Genomic DNA, 20,102 nt, shown 5'->3' with positions numbered 1-20,102 from the left:
CTTCCCGACCTCACCCAGGAGAAGCACCGTGCCCGACCACCTCGAGCTCCTTCCCGCCGTCGACATCGCCGGTGGCCAGGCCGTCCAGCTCGTCCAGGGGGTGGCGGGCTCGGAGAAGCGCTTCGGTGACCCCGTCGAGGCCGCCCTGCGCTGGCAGGAGGCCGGGGCGGAGTGGCTCCACCTGGTGGACCTGGACGCGGCGTTCGGCCGCGGCCACAACCGGGAGCTCCAGGCCGAGATCGTGGGCCGCCTGGACATCAAGGTCGAGATGAGCGGCGGGATCCGCGACGACGAGTCGCTGGCCGCCGCGATGGCGACCGGCTGCCGGCGGGTCAACATCGGCACCGCCGCCCTGGAGCAGCCGGAGTGGTGCGCACAGGCCATCGCGACCTACGGCGACCGGGTCGCCATCGGCCTCGACGTCCGGGGCACCACCCTGGCCGCCCGTGGCTGGACCCGGGAGGGCGGCGACCTCTTCGAGGTGCTCGCCCGGCTGGACGGCGAGGGGTGTGCCCGCTACGTGGTGACCGACGTCAACAAGGACGGGATGCTCCAGGGGCCCAACCTGGAGCTGCTGCGCACCGTCTGCTCCCGCACCGACCGCCCGGTGGTGGCCTCGGGCGGGGTGACCGAGCTGGCCGACCTCGAGGCCCTTCAGTCGCTGGTGCCCGAGGGGGTGGAGGGGGCCATCATCGGCACCGCGCTCTACGAGGGCCGCTTCACCCTCCAGGAGGCGCTCGCCCTGACCCTCCCGCCCCGCTCATGACCCTCGCCGTCCGCGTCATCCCGTGCCTCGACGTCGACGGGGGTCGCGTCGTCAAGGGAGTGAACTTCCAGCAGCTGCGTGACGCGGGGGACCCGGTCGAGCTGGCGCGTGCCTACGACGCCCAGGGGGCTGACGAGCTGACCTTCCTCGACATCTCCGCCTCCCACGAGGGGCGGGCCACGACGATGGAGGTCGTCTCCCGCACCGCGGAGGAGGTCTTCATCCCGCTGACCGTCGGCGGGGGAGTCTCCTCGGTCGAGGACGTCGACCGCCTGCTGCGGGCGGGCGCGGACAAGGTCGCGGTCAACACCGCGGCGATCCGGCGGCCCGAGCTGGTGGCCGAGATCGCGGACCGGTTCGGCAGCCAGGTCCTGGTCCTCTCCGTGGACGCCCGCCGCGCGGCCGGCACCGACTCCGGGTTCGAGGTGACCACCCACGGCGGGCGGCAGTCGGCCGGCCTGGACGCGCTGGAGTGGGCGTCGCGTGCCGCCGGGCTGGGTGCCGGCGAGATCCTGCTCAACGCGATGGACGCCGACGGCACCCGCGACGGGTTCGACCTCGGCCTGATCGCGGCGGTGCGGCACGAGGTCTCGGTGCCGGTGATCGCCAGCGGCGGTGCCGGCCGGCTCGAGCACTTCGCGCCCGCGGTGGACGCCGGCGCCGACGCGGTGCTGGCCGCGACCGTCTTCCACTTCGGCACCCTGACCGTGCCGGAGGTCAAGGAGGCTCTCGCGGCCTCCGGGCACCCGGTCCGGCGGTAGGCGCCGGCCCGGCCGTCCGGACCGGGCGCTCAGGTCAGGTCGAACGCCGTCCGGAACCTCGCCACGGCGTCGGGCGGTCCCTCGACGGCGACGTCGCGGCTCGGGCGCCCGGAGAGGAGCAGCAGCAGCTCGGAGGGCCGGCCGGTGAGGACCACCGGATCCGGTCCGCGGCGCAGCACCGCGCGGCGGCCGTCCTCAGCCACCGCGACCACCGGCGTGCCGGCGGCCCGGACCAGGGCGCGTCCGGCGAGCCTGAGCTGGCGCCACAGCGTCTCCTCGTCGTCCGCCGGGAGAGCGCGAGGCTGCCACCCGGGGCGGGCCCGCCGGAGGTCCTCGTGGTGCACGAAGAACTCGACCGTGTTGAGCGCGCGCTCGACGGGGCCCCGGGCCCAGGGGGCGGGGGTGCGGAGCGTGGCCACCAGCTCGGGCAGGTCCTGACGGGTGCGCTGCTCCATCGCGCGGTCGAGCAGGCCCTTCAGCGGGGGTGCCGCCAGCCCCACCGCCGCCGCCGAACGCTCCCGGACCAGCAGGTGGGCGACGAGGTCGCGGGCGTCCCAGCCCGCGCAGCAGGTCGGGGCGGAGGCGCCCACCTCCAGGGCGGTGTCGCACAGCGCGAGACGTTCCCGGCGGGCCAGTGGCGCGGTCATGGTGCCAGCGTAGGGGGGCGACGGGCGCGGGGCGCCCCAGCGGGCGGAGGCCTGGCCCGGGAATAGCCTGAGTGCCCACGGCGGTTGCGGTGGGAGCCGGGTGAGTCCCTCGGCGGCAGTCGACGCGACGAGGAGGCAGACGCACGGTGGAGCAGAAGGACGCGCTGCGCGCCTCGACCACCCGCCAGGGGTTCGCCGTCCTGGCCGTCGCGATCCGACGGGAGCCGGTGATCTTCGCGCTCTCCACGCTGGGCAGCGTGCTCTTCGCCGTGCTCACCGTGGCGGACGCCTGGGTGCTGGGCTGGGCGACCGACCACGTCGTCATCCCGGCCTTCGAGGACGGCGAGATCGGGACCGGCCTGCTCTGGACCGTCGTCGGCCTCTTCGTCGGCGTCGCGGTGCTCCGCGCGGTCGGCATCGTGGCGCGTCGTCTCGGTGCGGGGCTCATGCAGTACCGGATGCAGGCCCACACCCGGCGTGCGGTGACCCGCCAGTACCTGTCGCTGCCGATGGAGTGGCACCAGCGGCACCCGACGGGTCAGCTGCTCTCCAACGCCTACTCCGACGTGGAGGCCGCGTGGGGGCCGATCGCGCCGCTGCCGATGGCGCTGGGCACCGTCGTGATGATGGTCATCGCGGTCGTCCAGATGCTCGTCGCGGACGTCGTCCTCGCCGTCGTCGGCATGCTCGTCTTCCCGGCCGTCGTCGGCGCCAACCTCGTCTACCAGCGGCTCTCCTCGCCGCTGATGACCGCCGCTCAGGGGCTGCGGGCCGAGCTGAGCGAGATCGCCCACGAGTCCTTCGACGGCGCCATGGTCGTCAAGACGCTGGGCCGCGAGACCGAGGAGACCGAGCGCTTCCGGGCCAAGGCACACGAGCTGCGCGACGTGCTGACCCGGGCCGGCCGGGTCCGTGCGGTCTTCGACCCCGCCCTCGCCGCGCTGCCCAACCTCGGTGTCCTCGTGGTGCTCGCCGTCGGCGTCTCGCGCGTCCTCTCGGGTGCGACCGACGCCGGCGACGTGGTCACCGTCGCCTACCTGCTCACCATCGTCGCGTTTCCGATCCGGGCCATCGGCTGGCTGCTGGGGGAGTTCCCGCGCAGTGTCGTCGGCTTCCGGCGGACCAGGTCGGTGATCCGGGCCACCGGGTCGATGCCGTACGGGGAGTCGGTCCTCCCGCCCTCCCCGCGGGGCGCGGAGCTGCGGGTGGAAGGGCTGGGCTACGCCTACGACCAGGCCACCCCGGTGCTCCGCGAGGTCTCCTTCGACGTCGCGCCGGGCCGCACCGTGGCCGTGGTCGGCTCGACCGCCTCCGGCAAGAGCACCCTCACCGCCCTGCTGGCCCGGCTCCTGGACCCGGACCGGGGACAGGTGCTGGTCGACGGCGTCGACGTGCGCGCCCTGCGCCGCGGTGAGCTCGCGCGGGCGCTGTCGCTGGTGCCGCAGACCGCCTTCCTCTTCGACGACACGGTGCGCGGCAACATCACGCTGGGGGCCGACGTCTCCGACGACGAGGTCTGGGCGGCGCTCCGCACGGCCCAGGCCGACGGCTTCGTCGCCGCGCTGACGAGCGGCCTCGACACCCAGCTGGGGGAGCGCGGCGCCTCGCTCTCCGGCGGTCAGCGCCAGCGGATCTCCCTGGCCCGGGCGCTGGTCCGAAGGCCCCGGCTGCTCGTCCTCGACGACGCGACCTCGGCGGTGGACCCCGAGGTGGAGGCCCGGATCCTGGCCTCCCTGCGGGACGGCAACTCCGAGACCACCCTGGTGGTGGTGGCCTACCGCAAGGCCACGATCGCCCTGGCCGACGAGGTGGTGCACCTCGACGGCGGCCGGGTCGTCGACCGCGGCACCCACGCCGAGCTGCTCGCGCGCAACCTCGACTACGCCCGGCTGGTCAACGCCTACGAGCACGAGCTGGACGACGACGTCGAGACGGTGGGGGAGCGGACATGAGCGGCACCACGCGGAAGCCGGAGACCGTCGTGGAGCCGGCGCCCGAGCGGGGGCCGGCCGTCTCGGGGACGAAGGTGACCAGCGGCGAGGAGATGGGCGCGATGGCGACGATCCGTCGCGGCCTGGCGATCTCGCCCGAGCTGACGCAGGGCATGCGGGTGACGTTCGTGCTGGCCGTGCTGGCCTCCCTCGGCCAGGTGATCGTGCCGGTCGCGGTCCAGCAGACCCTGGACCGGGGCATCAACGGGCCCGGCGGACCGGACGTCTCGTTCGTCGTCTGGACCGGCGTGATCTGCGCCGTGGGGGTCCTGCTCACCGGCGTCGCCTCGTACCTGATGACCAGCCGGCTCTTCACCGCAGCCGAGCGGGGCCTGGCGACCCTGCGGGTCAAGGCGTTCCGGCACGTCCACGACCTGCCGATGCTCACCCAGAGCACCGAGCGGCGGGGCTCCCTGGTCTCCAGGGTGACCACCGACGTCGACCAGGTGAGCCAGTTCCTCGTCTTCGGCGGCCTGATCCTGGTGGTCAGCGTGGGGCAGGTGGTGGTGGCCACCGTGATCATGGTGATCTACAGCTGGCAGCTCGCCCTGGTCGTCTGGCTCTGCTTCGCGCCGCTCTTCGCCTCGATCCGGTACTTCCAGCGCAAGCTCTCCGAGGCCTACGGCATCGTCCGGAGGCACGTCGGCACCATGCTCTCGGCGATCTCCGAGCCCGTCGTCGGCGCTCCGGTGGTCCGCGCCTACGCCGTGGAGGAGCGGACCCAGGGCCGGATCGACGCGGCCATCGACGACTTCAAGGCCGCCAGCGTCAAGGCCCAGACCTACACGGTCGTCTCCTTCTCCCTGGGGGGCATCTCCGCGGGGCTGGCCAACGCGGGCGTGCTGGTGGTCGGCGTCCTCCTGGGGTTCACCGGGGACATGACCGCCGGGCAGGTCCTGGCCTTCGCCTTCCTGGTGACCCTCTTCGTGGGCCCGGTGCAGATGGGCACCCAGATCCTCACCGACGCGCAGAACGCGATCGCCAGCTGGCGGCGCGTGATCGGGATCATCGAGACCCCCGCCGACCTCGTCGACCCCGGCGAGTCGGGCCGGCTGCTGCCCCGCGGACCGGTCGACGTCCGGTTCCAGGACGTCACCTTCGCCTACCCCGGCGGCCCCCCGGTGCTCCACGACGTGGACCTGTCGATCGCGGCCGGCACGAGGATCGCGATCGTGGGCGAGACCGGATCGGGCAAGTCCACCTTCGCCAAGCTGCTGACCCGCCTCATGGACCCCACCAGCGGCGCCGTCCTGCTGGACGGAGTCGACGTGCGCGACATCCGTCACGAGAGCCTGCGCCGCAGCGTGGTCCTGGTGCCCCAGGAGGGATTCCTCTTCGACGACACCATCGCGGCCAACGTGCGCTACGGGCGGCTCGAGGCCACCGACGACGAGATCATGGCCTCGGCCCGCGAGCTCGGTCTCGCGGACTGGGTCGACGGGCTCCCCGAGGGTCTGGGGACGCGGGTGGGCCAGCGGGGCGACTCCCTCTCCGCGGGGGAGCGACAGCTCGTCGCGCTGCTGCGCGCCCACCTGGCCGACCCCGACCTGCTGGTCCTCGACGAGGCGACCAGCGCCGTCGACCCCGAGCTGGAGATGAGGATCGGGCGCGCGCTCGAGCGCCTCATGTCGGGCCGCACCTCGGTGACGATCGCGCACCGGCTCTCCACCGCCGAGCAGGCCGACGAGGTCGTGGTGGTGGACCGGGGCCGGGTCGTCCAGCGCGGTCCGCACGCGGTGCTGGCCGCCCAGCCCGGCTCGGTCTACGCGAGGCTCCACGACTCCTGGGTCGCGCAGCAGGGACACTGAGCGGATACTGGACGCCGTGAGCACCCTGGATCCCGCTGTCGCCGACCGTCTCAAGCGCACCGCGGAGGGACTGGTCCCCGCCGTCGTGCAGCAGCACGACACGGGGGAGGTGCTGATGCTGGGCTGGATGGACGACGAGGCCCTGGCCCGGACCATGAGCACCGGCCGCGCGACCTACTGGTCCCGCAGCCGCCGCGAGTACTGGGTGAAGGGGGAGACCTCCGGCCACCGTCAGTGGGTCAAGGAGATCCGTCTCGACTGCGACAAGGACACCCTGCTGGTCAAGGTCGACCAGGAGGGCGCGGCCTGCCACACCGGCGACCGCACCTGCTTCGACGCCGACCTCGTGTGGGAGGGCCCCGGGCGTGGCTGAGCGCACCTTCGGCCCCACCGTGCTCGCCGGGCTGACCGGCGGGGTCCTGGCCGCGGTCTCCGGCAGCCGTGACTGGGTCGCCCTCGACGGCGCCTCGCGGGAGGACGCACTCGCGCAGGTCTTCTGGGACAGCTCGCCCGGGGTCGCCCAGATGCCGTTGGGCGCTGCCCTCGGGCTGGTCGTGCTGGCGTGCTGGGGCGTGATCCTGGTCAGCCGTGGCCTCGTGCGGCGGCTGGTGGCGGTGGCGGGGCTGCTCGGCGCGCTGGGCCTCGTGGCGACGTGGGTGGTCGCGCTGGTGCAGCTGCCCGACCAGGTCGCCGTCCGGCTCGCGGACGCCGGTGTCGCGCACGGTGCCCTGGAGCGGACCGGCTGGTTCTGGGTCGCCCTGCCCGCCGCCCTGCTCTGCGTGGTGGCGTGCGCCGTGGCCGTCCGGCAGGCGCCGAGGTGGCCGGCGATGGGGGCGCGGTACGACGCCCCCGGCTCCGGCGCCCACGGGGCCGGCGCCCCCGGGGCCGACGGCGGCGTGGACGCCGCCGACGCCACCGGTGCGGGGGCGCGGCCGCAGGACCCCACCGACCTGTGGAAGGCGCTGGACGAGGGCCAGGACCCGACCCGGGACCCCGCCCCCTAGAATGGCGGCGGAACTTTGCCCACCGCTGACCTTGGAGCGCACCTGAATGGCTGACAACCACGGCAACACCCCTGCAGCATGGACCGCGGTGTCGGTCGCCTTCCTCGGCTTCGTGGTCGGCAGCATCGCGCTCATGCTCGACCCCGTGAGCATGGTGCTCTTCTGGGTGGGCGTGGCACTGGCCGTCGTGGCCCTGCCGCTCTTCCTCGTGATGGACAAGATGGGCTACCACCAGTCCAGCCACTGAGCGCCGGACGGAGCCGGGCTCCGGCCCGGCTGCCGTCACCACGATCTGCAGAAGCGAGTGAACCCGTGTCCGTTCTCGACGACATCGTCGCCGGTGTCCGGGTCGATCTGGCGCGTCGCGAGGCCGAGGTCCCGCTGCGCGACCTCCGGGCCGCCCTGGCCGACGTCGACGCCCCCCGCGACCCGATGCCGCACTTCCGGGCACCGGGATCCAGCGTCATCGCCGAGGTGAAGCGGCGCAGCCCCAGCAAGGGCGATCTCGCGGACATCCCCGACCCCGCGGCCCTCGCCGGCGCCTACGCCCGTGGCGGTGCGGCCGCCATCTCGGTGCTCACCGAGGAGCGGCGCTTCGGCGGGTCGCTGGCCGACCTGCGGGCGGTGCGCGCGGCGGTGGACGTCCCCGTGCTGCGCAAGGACTTCATCGTCGAGCCCTACCAGCTCCTCGAGGCCCGGGCGGCGGGTGCCGACCTGGCCCTGCTGATCGTCGCGGCCCTGGACGACGACCGCTTGCGCGCCCTCTACGAGCTCGCCGGCGAGCTGGGCCTCACGGTGCTGGTCGAGGTGCACGACGAGGACGAGACCCGACGTGCCGTCGAGCTCGGCGCCGAGCTCGTGGGCGTCAACGCCCGCAACCTCAAGACGCTGGCCGTGGACGCCGCGACCTTCGGCCGCCTGGCCCCGCTGGTCCCCGGCGACCGGGTCAAGGTGGCGGAGTCCGGGATCAACGACTCCTCCGACGTGGCCGGCTTCGTCGCCCAGGGCGCGGGAGCGGTGCTGGTCGGCGAGGCGCTGGTGCGCGACGGCGACCCGGAGCAGGCCGTCCGGGCGATGACCGGGGTGACGGCGTGAGCACGGCGCCCGGAGCCTTCGACGCCGACGAGCGCGGCTTCTTCGGCGACTTCGGCGGCCGGTTCATGCCGGAAGCCCTGATTGCGGCCCTCGACGAGCTGGACGCCGCGTGGCGCGACGCCATGGCGGACCCGGCCTTCGTCGCCGACTTCGACAAGATCCTGGTCGAGTACGCCGGCGCCCCGAGCCGGCTCTACCACGCCGAGCGCCTCTCCGCGCAGGTCGGCGCCCGGGTGCTGCTCAAGCGCGAGGACCTCAACCACACCGGCGCGCACAAGATCCGCAACGTGCTCGGCCAGGCCCTGCTCACCAAGCGGATGGGCAAGAGCCGGGTGATCGCGGAGACCGGGGCGGGTCAGCACGGCGTGGCCAGCGCCACGGCCGCGGCCTACTTCGGCCTCGACTGCACGGTCTACATGGGAGCCGTCGACACCCGGCGCCAGGCCCTCAACGTGGCGCGGATGCAGCTGCTCGGCGCCACCGTCGTCCCGGTCGACTCCGGGAGCGCGACGTTGAAGGACGCCATCAACGAGGCGTTGCGCGACTGGGTCGCCAGCGTGGACCACACGGCGTACCTCTTCGGCACCGCGGCCGGTCCGCACCCCTTCCCCAGCATGGTCCGGGAGTTCTGCCGCGGGATCGGTGACGAGGCGCGGGCCCAGTGCCTGGAGCAGTACGGCCGGCTGCCGCACGCCGTGGCCGCCTGCGTCGGGGGCGGCTCCAACGCCATCGGCATCTTCACCGCCTTCCTCGAGGACCCCGAGGTCGCCCTCCTGGGGTTCGAGCCCGGCGGGGACGGGGTCGAGACCGGCCGGCACGCCGCCACCATCCACGCCGGTGCCAGCGGGGTGCTGCACGGCGCCCGCACCTTCGTCCTGCAGGACGAGGACGGGCAGACCGTCGAGTCCCACTCGATCTCCGCGGGCCTGGACTATCCCGGCGTGGGGCCGCAGCACGCCCACCTGGCCCGGGTCGGGCGGGCCACCTACCGGCCCGTCACCGACACCGAGGCGATGGAGGCGATGGCGCTGCTCAGCCGCACCGAGGGGATCATCCCGGCCATCGAGAGCGCCCACGCGCTGGCGGGGGCGTTGCGCGAGGTGCCCGCCCTGGTCGAGGAGCACGGACCGGAGGCGACCCTGCTGGTCAACCTCTCGGGCCGCGGCGACAAGGACATGGGCACCGCGATCGAGTGGTTCGGCCTGGGCCGCACCGCCGACGGCGGGACGGGGGAGCCCCGATGACCGCTCGGAGCGCCTTCGACCGGGCGCGTGCGGAGGGCCGGGCGGCCCTGATCGGGTACCTCCCGGCCGGGTTCCCGGACGTCGAAGGGTCGGTCGACGCCCTGCGGGTGATGGTCGACTCCGGCTGCGACGTGATCGAGATCGGGCTGCCCTACAGCGACCCGGTGATGGACGGCCCCACCATCCAGGCGGCGGCCCAGCAGGCCCTCGACGGCGGCATCCGCACCCGCGACGTGCTGCGCGTGGTGGAGACCGTGGCCGCGACCGGCGTGCCCACGGTCGTCATGACCTACTGGAACCCGGTCGAGCGGTACGGCGTGGAGCGGTTCGCCGCCGACCTCGCCGCCGCGGGCGGTGCCGGGCTGATCACGCCCGACCTGACGCCCGACTCCGCCGAGGAGTGGCTCGCGGCGGCCGACGCCCGCGACCTCGACAAGATCTTCCTGGTCGCGCCCAGCTCGACCGAGGAGCGGATCGCCATGACGACCGCCCACTGCCGCGGCTTCGTCTACGCCACGGCGGTGATGGGGGTGACCGGTGCTCGCACGACCACCAGCGACCTGGCGGCGCCCCTGGTGGCGCGGACCAAGGCGGTCACCAGCCTGCCCGTCGGCGTCGGCCTCGGGGTGAGCAACGCGGCGCAGGCCGCGGAGATCGCCGGCTACGCCGACGGGGTGATCGTCGGCTCCGCCTTCGTGCGGACCCTCCAGGAGCACCGGGACGACCGCCGGGCCGGGCTCCGCGCCCTCGCGACGCTCACCGAGGACCTGGCGCGGGGGGTGCGGCGATGACACGGCGACCACGGACCACCCTGCTGGGTGTCCTCCTGGCGCTGGCCCTGCTCGCGGGGTGCGGTGGCGGGGAGGCCGCCGGCGACGCGGGAGCCTCCACCCTGGACGCCGACGGACTGCACGGCACCGCCCTCGACGACCCCTACGAGGTGCCCGACACCGCGCTGGTCGACACCTCCGGTGCGGAGTACTCACTGACCGACGCCGACAAGGACCTCACCCTGGTCTTCTTCGGCTACACCCACTGCCCGGACATCTGCGGGATCGTGATGTCGTCGATCGCCAGCGCCCTGGTCCGGCTCGACGAGGCGGACCGCGAGCGGGTGGACGTGGTCTTCGTGACCACCGACCCGGCCCGCGACGACCCGCAGACCCTGCGGCGCTACCTCGACGCCTACGACCCGACGTTCGAGGGTGCGACCGGCAGGATGAGCACCATCGTGAGGACCGCGCGAGAGCTGGCCGTCTTCGTGGAGAAGGGCGAGAAGCTGCCCGGCGGCGGGTACGAGGTCGTGCACAGCGACCCGGTGCTCGGGCTGGACGGCGAGGGCCGGGCGACCACCGTCTGGTCGGCCGACACCTCCGCCCAGCAGCTCGCCGAGGACATCGAGGAGCTGCTCTCCCCGTGACCCCGCCCAGGAGTGGAGACCCATGCTCGCCCAGCTGACGGCGTTCGCCATCCCGAGCCCTGACCAGGGCGTGTGGCACCTCGGTCCCCTCCCGCTGCGCGGGTACGCGCTGGCGATCATGGCCGGCATCGTGGCCGCGGTGTGGATCGGCGAGCGCCGGTGGGTGGCCCGGGGCGGCACCGCGGGCGAGGTCCAGGACCTGGCCATCTGGGCGGTGCCGTTCGGACTGGTCGGGGGACGGATCTACCACGTCGCCACCGACTACGAGCGCTACTTCGGGCCTGACGGCGACCCCTGGGCCGCGCTGCAGATCTGGCGCGGCGGCCTCGGCATCTGGGGGGCCATCGCGCTGGGCGCCGTCGGGGTGATGATCGGCGCCCGGCTCCACCACATCCGGCTCGCGCCGATGCTGGACGCCCTCGCGCCCGGCGTGCTGGTGGCCCAGGCGATCGGGCGGTGGGGCAACTGGTTCAACCAGGAGCTCTACGGCCGGCCGACCGACCTGCCGTGGGGGCTGGAGATCGACATGGCCCACCGGGTCCCGCAGTACAGCGGCCCTGAGGACGCCGACCTCCTCTTCCACCCCACGTTCCTCTACGAGTCCCTCTGGGCGCTGGCAGGCTTCGTCGTCGTCGTCTGGGCCGACCGCCGGTTCCGGCTGGGCCACGGGCGGGTGCTGGCCCTCTACGTGATGGTCTACACGCTGGGGCGCGGCTGGATCGAGACGCTGCGCATCGACGACGTGCAGATGTCGGACGTCGGGGGACTGCGGCTCAACGTGTGGACGTCGGTGGTCCTCTTCGCCCTCGCGCTGGCCTGGTTCGTGATCTCCGCGCGGCGCCATCCCGGCCGGGAGGGCGCCGTCTACACCGACTCCCGCACGCCCGAGGCCGAGGCCGTCGACGTGGAAGGGCGTGACTGAGCCCTGTTACAGGGTGGTAAAGTCGGTCCTCGCGCTGGCCAACGTCGTCCCGTGCTCGCACCACGCCTTGCCAGTTCGCCCGCAGCCGGCCTCCGGCCCGGGCGCAGACGACGGGAGGATGCCCATGCATGCATTCCCTCCGCCCCAAGGGCTCTACGACCCCACCCACGAGCACGACGCGTGCGGTGTGGCTTTCGTGGCGACCCTGACCGGCGTTGCCAGCCACGACATCGTTGCCAAGGCGCTCACCGCGCTGCGCAACCTCGACCACCGCGGTGCCGCGGGCGCCGAGACCAACTCCGGCGACGGGGCCGGCATCCTGATGCAGGTGCCGGACGCCTTCCTCCGCGAGGTCGTCGACTTCGACCTGCCGGTCCCGCAGGGCTACGCCGTGGGCACCGCCTTCATCCCGGGCAGCCCCGAGGAGGTCTCCAAGATCAGGCAGCGGATCGAGGAGATCGCCGCTGAGGAGGACCTCACGGTCCTCGGCTGGCGCGAGGTCCCGATCGAGCCCGGCATCCTGGGGGCGACCGCGCGCAGCGTGATGCCGGCCTTCACCCAGCTCTTCGTCGCCGCCAGCGGCGCCCGGCGGACCGGGATGGCGCTCGAGCGGATGGCCTTCTGCCTGCGCAAGCGCGCCGAGCGTGAGACCGGGGTCTACTTCCCGTCGCTCTCCTCGCGGACGCTGGCCTACAAGGGCATGCTGACCACCGACCAGCTCGACACGTTCTTCCCGGACCTGCGCGACGAGCGCGTCGCCTCCGCGCTGGCCGTGGTGCACTCGCGGTTCTCCACCAACACCTTCCCCAGCTGGCCGCTGGCCCACCCCTTCCGCTTCATCGCCCACAACGGCGAGATCAACACCGTGATGGGCAACCGCAACTGGATGCGGGCCCGCGAGGCGCTGCTCTCCTCCGACCTGATCCCGGGCGACCTGGAGCGGCTCTTCCCGATCTGCACCCCCGGCGCCTCGGACTCCGCCTCCTTCGACGAGGTGCTCGAGCTGCTGCACCTGGGTGGCCGCTCGCTCCCGCACTCGGTGCTGATGATGATCCCCGAGGCGTGGGAGAACCACACCGAGATGGACGCCGCCCGCCGCGCGTTCTACGAGTTCCACTCGACCCTGATGGAGCCGTGGGACGGCCCGGCGTGCGTGGTCTTCACCGACGGTCGCCAGATCGGCGCCGTGCTGGACCGCAACGGGCTGCGGCCCTCCCGCTACTGGGTCACCGACGACGGCCTCGTCGTCCTCGCCTCGGAGGTCGGCGTGCTCGACCTCGACCCCGCGACCGTGGTGCGCAAGGGTCGCCTGCAGCCGGGCCGGATGTTCCTGGTCGACACCCAGGACCACCGCATCGTCGAGGACGAGGAGATCAAGAGCCAGCTCGCCTCGGAGCAGCCCTACGACGAGTGGCTGCACGCCGGGCTGATCAACCTCGACAGCATCCCGGACCGTGAGCACGTGGTGCACACCCACGCGTCGGTCACCCGGCGCCAGCAGGTCTTCGGCTACACCCAGGAGGAGCTCCGCATCCTGCTGACCCCGATGGCCAACACCGGGGGTGAGCCGATCGGCTCGATGGGCACAGACACACCGATCGCGGCGCTGTCGGAGAAGCCGCGGCTCCTCTTCGACTACTTCGCCCAGCTCTTCGCCCAGGTGACCAACCCCCCGCTGGACGCGATCCGCGAGGAGCTGGTGACCTCCCTCTACGGCACGGTCGGTCCCGAGGCCAACCTGCTCGAGCCCACCCCCGCGTCGTGCCGGCAGGTGGTGATCCCGTTCCCGGTGATCTCCAACGACGACCTGGCCAAGCTGCGCCACATCAACCACGACGGCGACATGCCGGGCTTCATCACGCACGTCTCCCGCGGTCTCTACGAGGTCGACGGCGGCGGCACGGCGCTGGCGGCGCGGCTCGAGGAGATCTGCCGCGAGGTCTCCGAGGCGATCGCCCGGGGCGCGCGGATCATCGTGCTCTCCGACCGGCACTCCACCGCGGAGCTGGCCCCGATCCCGTCCCTGCTGATGACGGCGGCGGTCCACCACCACCTGGTCCGGGAGAAGACCCGGACCCAGGTCGGCCTGGTGATCGAGGCGGCCGACGTCCGCGAGGTGCACCACGTCGCCCTGCTGATGGGCTACGGCGCAGCCGCGGTCAACCCCTACCTGGCGATGGAGTCGGTGGAGGACCTGGCGCGCGAGGGCTACTACGTCAAGGAGGAGCCCGCCAAGGCGGTCGCCAACCTGATCAAGGCGCTGGGCAAGGGCGTGCTGAAGGTGATGTCCAAGATGGGCGTCTCCACCGTGGCCTCCTACACCGGTGCGCAGATCTTCGAGGCCGTGGGCCTCTCCCAGGAGGTGGTGGACAAGTACTTCACCGGCACCACCTCCAAGCTGGGCGGCATCGGGCTCGACACCATCGCCGAGGAGGTCGCGCGGCGCCACGCCACGGCGTACCCGCGCGGTGGGATCGTGCCCGGCACCCGCGAGCTCGCCACGGGCGGGGAGTACCAGTGGCGCCGTGACGGCGAGCCGCACCTCTTCGACCCGGAGACGGTCTTCCGGCTCCAGCACTCGACGCGCAGCGGCCGCTACGACCTGTTCAAGGAGTACACCCGTCGGGTGGACGAGCAGTCCGCGCGGCTGATGACCCTGCGCGGGCTCTTCAGGTTCAACCCGGACCGTCCGCCGGTCCCGCTGGAGGAGGTCGAGCCGGTCTCGGAGATCGTCAAGCGGTTCTCCACCGGCGCCATGTCCTACGGCTCGATCAGCCAGGAGGCGCACGAGACGCTGGCGGTCGCGATGAACCGGCTGGGCGGCAAGTCCAACACCGGTGAGGGCGGCGAGGATCCCGACCGCCTCTACGACCCGGAGCGCCGCAGCTCGATCAAGCAGGTCGCCTCGGGCCGCTTCGGGGTGACCTCGGAGTACCTCACCAACGCCGACGACATCCAGATCAAGATGGCCCAGGGCGCCAAGCCCGGCGAGGGCGGCCAGCTGCCGGGCCACAAGGTCTACCCCTGGGTGGCCAAGACCCGGCACTCCACGCCCGGCGTGGGCCTGATCTCGCCCCCGCCGCACCACGACATCTACTCGATCGAGGACCTCGCCCAGCTGATCCACGACCTGAAGAACGCGAACCCGTCCGCACGGGTGCACGTCAAGCTGGTCGCGGAGGTCGGGGTCGGCACGGTCGCGGCCGGCGTCTCCAAGGCGCACGCCGACGTGGTGCTCATCTCCGGGCACGACGGGGGCACGGGCGCCTCGCCCCTGACGTCGCTCAAGCACGCGGGTGGGCCCTGGGAGCTCGGCCTGGCCGAGACCCAGCAGACCCTGCTGCTCAACGGGCTGCGCGACCGGATCGTGGTGCAGGCCGACGGCCAGCTCAAGACCGGGCGCGACGTGGTCATCGCCGCCCTCCTCGGCGCCGAGGAGTACGGCTTCGCGACCGCGCCGCTGGTGGTCTCCGGCTGCATCATGATGCGGGTCTGCCACCTCGACACCTGTCCGGTCGGCGTCGCCACCCAGAACCCGGTGCTGCGCGAGCGGTTCACCGGGAAGCCGGAGTTCGTCGTCAACTTCTTCGAGTACATCGCCGAGGAGGTGCGCGAGCTCCTCGCCGAGCTCGGCTTCCGCACGCTCGACGAGGCGATCGGCCAGGTCGGCGCCCTCGACGTCGTCGAGGCGATCGAGCACTGGAAGGCCTCCGGCCTCGACCTCGCCCCGATCCTGCACCAGGTCGAGCCGCAGCAGCAGTTCGACGGTCAGGACCTGCGGCGCACCAAGAGCCAGGACCACGCGCTGGAGAAGGCCCTGGACAACCGCCTGATCGAGATCGCGCGGCCCGCACTGGAGTCGGGTGAGCCGGTGCGAGCCCAGATCGAGGTCCGCAACGTCAACCGCACGGTCGGCACGATGCTCGGGCACGAGGTCACCAAGCGGTACCGCGGGGAGGGCCTGCCCGACGGGACCATCGACCTGACCTTCACCGGGTCGGCCGGACAGTCCTTCGGTGCCTTCGTGCCCCGGGGGATGACGCTGCGGCTGGAGGGCGACGCCAACGACTACGTGGGCAAGGGCCTCTCCGGCGGCCGGATCGTGGTCCGGCCCGACCGGGCCGCCGGCTTCGACGCCTCCCAGCAGGTCATCGCCGGGAACACGATCGGCTACGGCGCGACGTCGGGCTCGATCTTCCTGCGCGGACAGGCCGGCGAGCGGTTCTGCGTCCGGAACTCCGGTGCCACCGCGGTCGTCGAGGGGGTGGGCGACCACGGCTGCGAGTACATGACCGGCGGCAGGGTCGTGGTCCTCGGACCGACGGGCCGCAACTTCGCCGCCGGGATGTCGGGTGGCTACGCCTTCGTCCTCGACCTGGACCAGGGGCGGGTCAACCCCGAGCTGGTCGAGCTGGCCCCGGTCACCGGCGACGCCGTCGCCGAGCTCCAGGGCATCGTGCGCGAGCACCTGGAGGAGACCGGGTCCTCGGTGGCCCAGGCGCTGCTCGACGACTGGGAGAGCGCGGTGACACGGTTCACCGAGGTCATGCCCAGCGACTACAAGCGGGTCGTCGAGGCCCGCGCGGAGGCCCTCGAGGAGGGCCTCGACGAAGACGAGGCCGCAGCGCGGATCATGGAGGTGCTTCATGGCTGACCCCAAGGGATTCCTCAAGCACGGACGCCAGGTGGCCACCCGGCGGATGGTCGAGGAGCGGGTGAAGGACTGGAACGAGGTCTACCCCGACGGCATCGGGCGGGCACTCCTGCCCATCATCAACACCCAGGCGGGCCGCTGCATGGACTGCGGCATCCCGTTCTGCCACCAGGGGTGCCCGCTGGGCAACATCATCCCCGAGTGGAACGACCTGGTCTGGCGCGACGACTGGGACGGCGCGATGGACCGGCTCCACCTGACCAACAACTTCCCGGAGTTCACCGGGCGGCTCTGCCCGGCGCCGTGCGAGACCGCCTGTGTGCTGGGGATCAACCAGGACCCGGTCACCATCAAGAACGTCGAGGTGGCGATCATCGACCGCGCCTGGGAGTCCGGCTACGTCCGGCCCCAGCCGCCCGAGTGGCTCTCGGGACGGACCGTGGCGGTGATCGGCTCCGGCCCCGCCGGCCTCGCCGCGGCCCAGCAGCTCACCCGAGCCGGGCACACCGTCGCGGTCTACGAGCGTGACGACCGGGCCGGGGGGCTCCTGCGCTACGGCATCCCCGAGTTCAAGATGGAGAAGAAGCACCTGGACCGGCGACTGGACCAGATGCGCCGTGAGGGCACGATCTTCCGGACCGGCGTCGAGGTCGGCACCGGCAACCTCTCCGGCTCGCGCCTGCGGGAGCGGTACGACGCGGTGGTGCTGGCCACGGGCTCGACCCTGCCGCGTGACCTGCCCGTCCCCGGGCGCGAGCTCGACGGGATCCACCAGGCCATGGAGTTCCTGCCCCACGCCAACCGGGTCGCGCTCGGCGAGGAGGTCCCCGACCAGATCCGCGCCGACGGCAAGCACGTGGTGATCATCGGAGGCGGCGACACCGGCGCGGACTGCCTCGGCACCTCCATCCGCCAGGGCGCCGCGAGCATCACCCAGCTGGAGATCCTGGCCCAGCCGCCCGTGGAGCGGCCGGCCGGGCAGCCCTGGCCGACCTACCCGATGACCTTCCGGGTCTCCTCCGCGCACGAGGAGGGCGGGGACCGTGTCTACGCGGTCTCCACCCAGGAGTTCCTCGGCGACGACCAGGGGCGCGTCCGTGCCCTGCGGCTGGTCGAGGTGGACAGCACCTTCACCCCGGTGGCCGGCACCGAGCGCGAGATCCCGGCCGACCTGGTCCTGCTGGCGATGGGCTTCACCGGCCCTCAGCGCGCCGGGCTGGTCGAGCAGCTCGCCGTCGAGCTCGACGAGCGCGGCAACGTCGCGCGCGACGACAAGTACGCCACCTCGGAGCGTGGGGTCTTCGTGGCCGGCGACGCCGGCCGTGGGCAGTCGCTCATCGTCTGGGCCATCGCCGAAGGTCGCGCCGCCGCGGCTGCCGTCGACGAGTACCTGACCGGCTCCACCGCCCTGCCCGCCCCGGTGCCGCCCACGGCCCGCCCCCTGGTGGTCTAGGCAGGACGGGAAGCACCGAGCGTCACGCGCCCCGGGTCGGCCCTGCCGACCCGGGGCGTCGTCCGTCCCGCCCGGCGCCGCACCGTGGCTTGGATCGTTCAAGGGGTAGGCTCGTGGTGTGCGTAGAGCAAAGATCGTCTGCACCCTTGGCCCCGCGGTGGGCACCCCCGAGAAGATCCGCGAGCTGGTCGAGGCCGGCATGGATGTCGCCCGGCTCAACATGAGCCACGGCTCCTACGACGACCACGCCCGGATGTACCGGATGGTCCGGGAGGCCAGCGACGCGACCGGTCGGGGCGTCGGCATCTTCGCCGACCTCCAGGGGCCGAAGATCCGGCTGGAGTGCTTCCAGGACGGCCCGGTCGTGCTGGAGGCCGGCCGGCTGTGGACCATCACGACGCGCGACGTCCCGGGCGACCTGGTGGCCTGCGGGACGACGTACAAGGGGCTGCCCGGAGACGTGGCGGTGGGCGACCCGATCCTGATCGACGACGGCAAGGTGCGCCTGGTCGTCGAGGCGGTCGAGGGCCCCGACGTGCGCACGCGGGTGGTGGTCGGCGGGCGGGTCTCGGACCACAAGGGGATCAACCTGCCCGGCGTCGCGGTCTCGGTGCCCGCGCTCTCGGAGAAGGACGTGGACGACCTGAGGTGGGCGCTGCGCCAGGGTGTCGACTTCATCGCGCTCAGCTTCGTGCGTGCCGCCGCCGACGTGGATGACGTGCGGGCCGTGATGGCGGAGGAGGGGTTCTCCGTCCCGGTGATCGCCAAGATCGAGAAGCCCCAGGCGATCGCCAACATGGAGTCGATCATCGACGCCTTCGACGGCCTGATGGTGGCCCGCGGCGACCTCGGCGTGGAGTGCCCCCTCGAGGACGTCCCGCTGATGCAGAAGACGCTGGTCGAGCTGGCCCGCCGCCACGCCAAGCCGGTGATCGTCGCCACCCAGATGCTGGAGTCGATGATCGGCGCGCCGGCCCCGACCAGGGCCGAGGCCTCCGACGTGGCCAACGCGGTGCTGGACGGCACCGACGCGGTGATGCTGTCGGGGGAGACGAGCGTCGGGCAGTACCCGCTGGAGGCGGTCCGGACGATGGCCCGGATCATCGAGTCGACCGAGGAGCACGGCCTGGCCCGGATGGCGTCCCTCACGTGGGCGCCCCGGACCCGTGGCGGCATCATCTCGAAGGCCGCGGCGGAGGTCGCCGAGCGGGTGGGGGCTCGCTACCTGGTCGCCTTCACCCAGAGCGGCGACTCGGCCAGGCGTCTGGCCCGCTACCGCGGAGCGATCCCGGTCCTCGCGTTCACCCCGTTGGCCAGCACCCGGTCGAGGCTCTCGATGACCTGGGGCGTGGAGACCTTCAAGACCTCCGACGTCGAGCACACCGACGAGATGGTGCGCCAGGTCGACGAGGCGCTGCTGGCGATCGGTCGGGTCCAGGAGGGGGAGCAGGTCGTCATCATCGGCGGCAGCCCGCCCGGGATCGCCGGCTCGACCAACGCCCTGCGGATCCACCGGATGGGCGATGCGATCCACGGCAAGGCGCCGGCGTACCGGAGGCTCGGCGAGCGCTGAGTGCCCCGGGTGGGATTCGAACCCACACTGGACGGTGTTTGAGACCGCTTCCTCTGCCGGTTGGGATACCGGGGCCCGGCAAGGCGACACCGTACCGGAACCGCACGGCGGTCCCTGGACACGGGGCGGGAAGGCTAACCTCTGCTGCGTGAACGCGACCGAGCCCCGATCCACCCCGCGCGTCGTCCTGGCCGAGGACGAGGCGCTGATCCGCATGGACCTGGCCGAGATGCTCTCCGAGGAGGGCTACGACGTCGTCGGCCAGGCCGGCGACGGGCAGCGGGCGATCGAGCTGGCCGAGGAGCTGCGCCCCGATCTGGTGATCCTCGACGTCAGGATGCCGGTGCTCGACGGGATCGCGGCCGCGGAGCGGATCGCTGCCCAGCGGATCTGCCCCGTGGTGATCCTCACCGCATTCTCCCAGCGCGAGCTCGTCGAGCGCGCCCGGGACGCCGGGGCGATGGCCTACCTGGTCAAGCCGTTCAGCAAGTCCGACCTGGTGCCCGCCATCGAGATGGCGGTCAGCCGCTTCGCGGAGGTGCGCAGTCTCGAGGCCGAGATCGGCGACCTGACCGAACGGCTGGCGACCCGCAAGTCGATGGACCGGGCCAAGGGAGTCCTGCAGTCGGAGCTGGGGATCAGCGAGCCCGAGGCCTTCCGCTGGATCCAGAAGACCGCCATGGACCTGCGGCTCTCGATGCGTCAGGTTGCCGACGGCGTGATCACCCACGGCCCGGGCATCGCCGGTCATTCCTGACCCCCCG

General features: G+C 72.7%; 17 protein-coding genes and 1 tRNA gene. 16 read left to right on the top strand and 2 right to left on the bottom strand.

Annotation, left to right across the window (positions count from 1 at the left end):
- The first annotated feature begins 28 nt into the window (after window positions 1-28).
- Window positions 29-766, top strand: coding sequence for a bifunctional 1-(5-phosphoribosyl)-5-((5-phosphoribosylamino)methylideneamino)imidazole-4-carboxamide isomerase/phosphoribosylanthranilate isomerase PriA (gene priA, locus AC3X7R_RS16045; RefSeq protein ID WP_489966680.1), 738 nt, complete (start codon window positions 29-31; stop codon window positions 764-766).
- Window positions 763-1,527 carry an imidazole glycerol phosphate synthase subunit HisF gene (gene hisF, locus AC3X7R_RS16040; protein ID WP_489966679.1) on the top strand — a complete coding sequence of 255 codons (765 nt, stop codon included), beginning with the start codon at window positions 763-765 and terminating at the stop codon, window positions 1,525-1,527. Before priA ends, hisF begins: the two co-directional genes overlap by 4 nt.
- A 29-nt stretch (window positions 1,528-1,556) precedes the next feature.
- Here the strand turns inward: hisF and AC3X7R_RS16035 are convergent, their stop codons facing one another.
- On the bottom strand, window positions 1,557-2,174 hold the full coding sequence (locus AC3X7R_RS16035) for a TIGR03085 family metal-binding protein (RefSeq protein ID WP_489966678.1): 618 nt from the start codon (window positions 2,172-2,174) through the stop codon (window positions 1,557-1,559).
- A 146-nt stretch (window positions 2,175-2,320) separates the two neighbouring features.
- Here AC3X7R_RS16035 and AC3X7R_RS16030 point away from each other — a divergent pair, with 146 nt between their 5' ends.
- From AC3X7R_RS16030 to pyk, 13 genes are all read left to right on the top strand, one after another.
- Complete coding sequence (locus AC3X7R_RS16030; RefSeq protein ID WP_489966677.1) at window positions 2,321-4,126, top strand: ABC transporter ATP-binding protein; 1,806 nt, start codon at window positions 2,321-2,323, stop codon at window positions 4,124-4,126.
- Window positions 4,123-5,973 (top strand): ABC transporter ATP-binding protein, encoded by a 1,851-nt coding sequence (locus tag AC3X7R_RS16025; RefSeq protein WP_489966676.1) that lies wholly within the window; start codon window positions 4,123-4,125, stop codon window positions 5,971-5,973. The genes AC3X7R_RS16030 and AC3X7R_RS16025 overlap by 4 nt, the downstream gene beginning before the upstream one ends.
- A 16-nt stretch (window positions 5,974-5,989) precedes the next feature.
- Window positions 5,990-6,346, top strand: a complete 357-nt coding sequence (gene hisI, locus AC3X7R_RS16020; protein ID WP_489966675.1) for a phosphoribosyl-AMP cyclohydrolase — start codon at window positions 5,990-5,992, stop codon at window positions 6,344-6,346.
- The gene (locus AC3X7R_RS16015) at window positions 6,339-6,977 is read left to right on the top strand and encodes a Trp biosynthesis-associated membrane protein (protein ID WP_489966674.1); all 639 of its coding nucleotides are present in this window, start codon (window positions 6,339-6,341) and stop codon (window positions 6,975-6,977) included. The genes hisI and AC3X7R_RS16015 overlap by 8 nt, the downstream gene beginning before the upstream one ends.
- A gap of 46 nt (window positions 6,978-7,023) precedes the next feature.
- Window positions 7,024-7,224 (top strand): HGxxPAAW family protein, encoded by a 201-nt coding sequence (locus AC3X7R_RS16010; RefSeq protein WP_489966673.1) that lies wholly within the window; start codon window positions 7,024-7,026, stop codon window positions 7,222-7,224.
- A 65-nt stretch (window positions 7,225-7,289) separates the two neighbouring features.
- Window positions 7,290-8,072: an indole-3-glycerol phosphate synthase TrpC gene (gene trpC / locus AC3X7R_RS16005; protein ID WP_489966672.1), complete on the top strand. Its 783-nt coding sequence runs from the start codon at window positions 7,290-7,292 to the stop codon at window positions 8,070-8,072.
- Complete coding sequence (gene trpB, locus AC3X7R_RS16000; RefSeq protein ID WP_489966671.1) at window positions 8,069-9,316, top strand: tryptophan synthase subunit beta; 1,248 nt, start codon at window positions 8,069-8,071, stop codon at window positions 9,314-9,316. The genes trpC and trpB overlap by 4 nt, the downstream gene beginning before the upstream one ends.
- Complete coding sequence (gene trpA, locus AC3X7R_RS15995; RefSeq protein ID WP_489966670.1) at window positions 9,313-10,107, top strand: tryptophan synthase subunit alpha; 795 nt, start codon at window positions 9,313-9,315, stop codon at window positions 10,105-10,107. The genes trpB and trpA overlap by 4 nt, the downstream gene beginning before the upstream one ends.
- Window positions 10,104-10,736 (top strand): SCO family protein, encoded by a 633-nt coding sequence (locus AC3X7R_RS15990; protein ID WP_489966669.1) that lies wholly within the window; start codon window positions 10,104-10,106, stop codon window positions 10,734-10,736. Before trpA ends, AC3X7R_RS15990 begins: the two co-directional genes overlap by 4 nt.
- Before the next feature lie 22 nt (window positions 10,737-10,758).
- On the top strand, window positions 10,759-11,658 hold the full coding sequence (lgt, locus tag AC3X7R_RS15985; protein WP_489966668.1) for a prolipoprotein diacylglyceryl transferase: 900 nt from the start codon (window positions 10,759-10,761) through the stop codon (window positions 11,656-11,658).
- Between the two features lie 124 nt (window positions 11,659-11,782).
- Window positions 11,783-16,312, top strand: coding sequence for a glutamate synthase large subunit (gene gltB, locus AC3X7R_RS15980; protein WP_489966667.1), 4,530 nt, complete (start codon window positions 11,783-11,785; stop codon window positions 16,310-16,312).
- A complete protein-coding gene (locus AC3X7R_RS15975; RefSeq protein ID WP_489966666.1) occupies window positions 16,305-17,765 on the top strand; it encodes a glutamate synthase subunit beta in 1,461 nt (486 codons plus the stop codon). Before gltB ends, AC3X7R_RS15975 begins: the two co-directional genes overlap by 8 nt.
- 118 nt (window positions 17,766-17,883) lie before the next feature.
- The gene (gene pyk / locus AC3X7R_RS15970) at window positions 17,884-19,338 is read left to right on the top strand and encodes a pyruvate kinase (protein ID WP_489966665.1); all 1,455 of its coding nucleotides are present in this window, start codon (window positions 17,884-17,886) and stop codon (window positions 19,336-19,338) included.
- A 1-nt stretch (window position 19,339) separates the two neighbouring features.
- Here the strand turns inward: pyk and AC3X7R_RS15965 are convergent.
- Window positions 19,340-19,413, bottom strand: a tRNA-Leu gene (locus AC3X7R_RS15965).
- Window positions 19,414-19,486: 73 nt separating this feature from the next.
- On the opposite strand from AC3X7R_RS15965, the gene AC3X7R_RS15960 reads away from it, so the two are divergent.
- Window positions 19,487-20,095: an ANTAR domain-containing response regulator gene (locus tag AC3X7R_RS15960; protein ID WP_489966664.1), complete on the top strand. Its 609-nt coding sequence runs from the start codon at window positions 19,487-19,489 to the stop codon at window positions 20,093-20,095.
- Window positions 20,096-20,102: the final 7 nt, after the last annotated feature.

Source organism: Nocardioides sp. Z22_16 (genome assembly GCF_058134365.1).
This window is presented reverse-complemented; position numbering and strand designations above follow the sequence as displayed.

Coding starts and splice junctions, on each gene's coding strand:
- gltB (WP_489966667.1), top strand. CDS start 11,783: ATGCATGCATTCCCTCCGCCCCAAGGGCTCTACGACCCCACCCACGAG.
- AC3X7R_RS15975 (WP_489966666.1), top strand. CDS start 16,305: ATGGCTGACCCCAAGGGATTCCTCAAGCACGGACGCCAGGTGGCCACC.
- AC3X7R_RS16035 (WP_489966678.1), bottom strand. CDS start 2,174: ATGACCGCGCCACTGGCCCGCCGGGAACGTCTCGCGCTGTGCGACACC.
- AC3X7R_RS16025 (WP_489966676.1), top strand. CDS start 4,123: ATGAGCGGCACCACGCGGAAGCCGGAGACCGTCGTGGAGCCGGCGCCC.
- hisF (WP_489966679.1), top strand. CDS start 763: ATGACCCTCGCCGTCCGCGTCATCCCGTGCCTCGACGTCGACGGGGGT.
- AC3X7R_RS16010 (WP_489966673.1), top strand. CDS start 7,024: ATGGCTGACAACCACGGCAACACCCCTGCAGCATGGACCGCGGTGTCG.
- trpA (WP_489966670.1), top strand. CDS start 9,313: ATGACCGCTCGGAGCGCCTTCGACCGGGCGCGTGCGGAGGGCCGGGCG.
- AC3X7R_RS15990 (WP_489966669.1), top strand. CDS start 10,104: ATGACACGGCGACCACGGACCACCCTGCTGGGTGTCCTCCTGGCGCTG.
- lgt (WP_489966668.1), top strand. CDS start 10,759: ATGCTCGCCCAGCTGACGGCGTTCGCCATCCCGAGCCCTGACCAGGGC.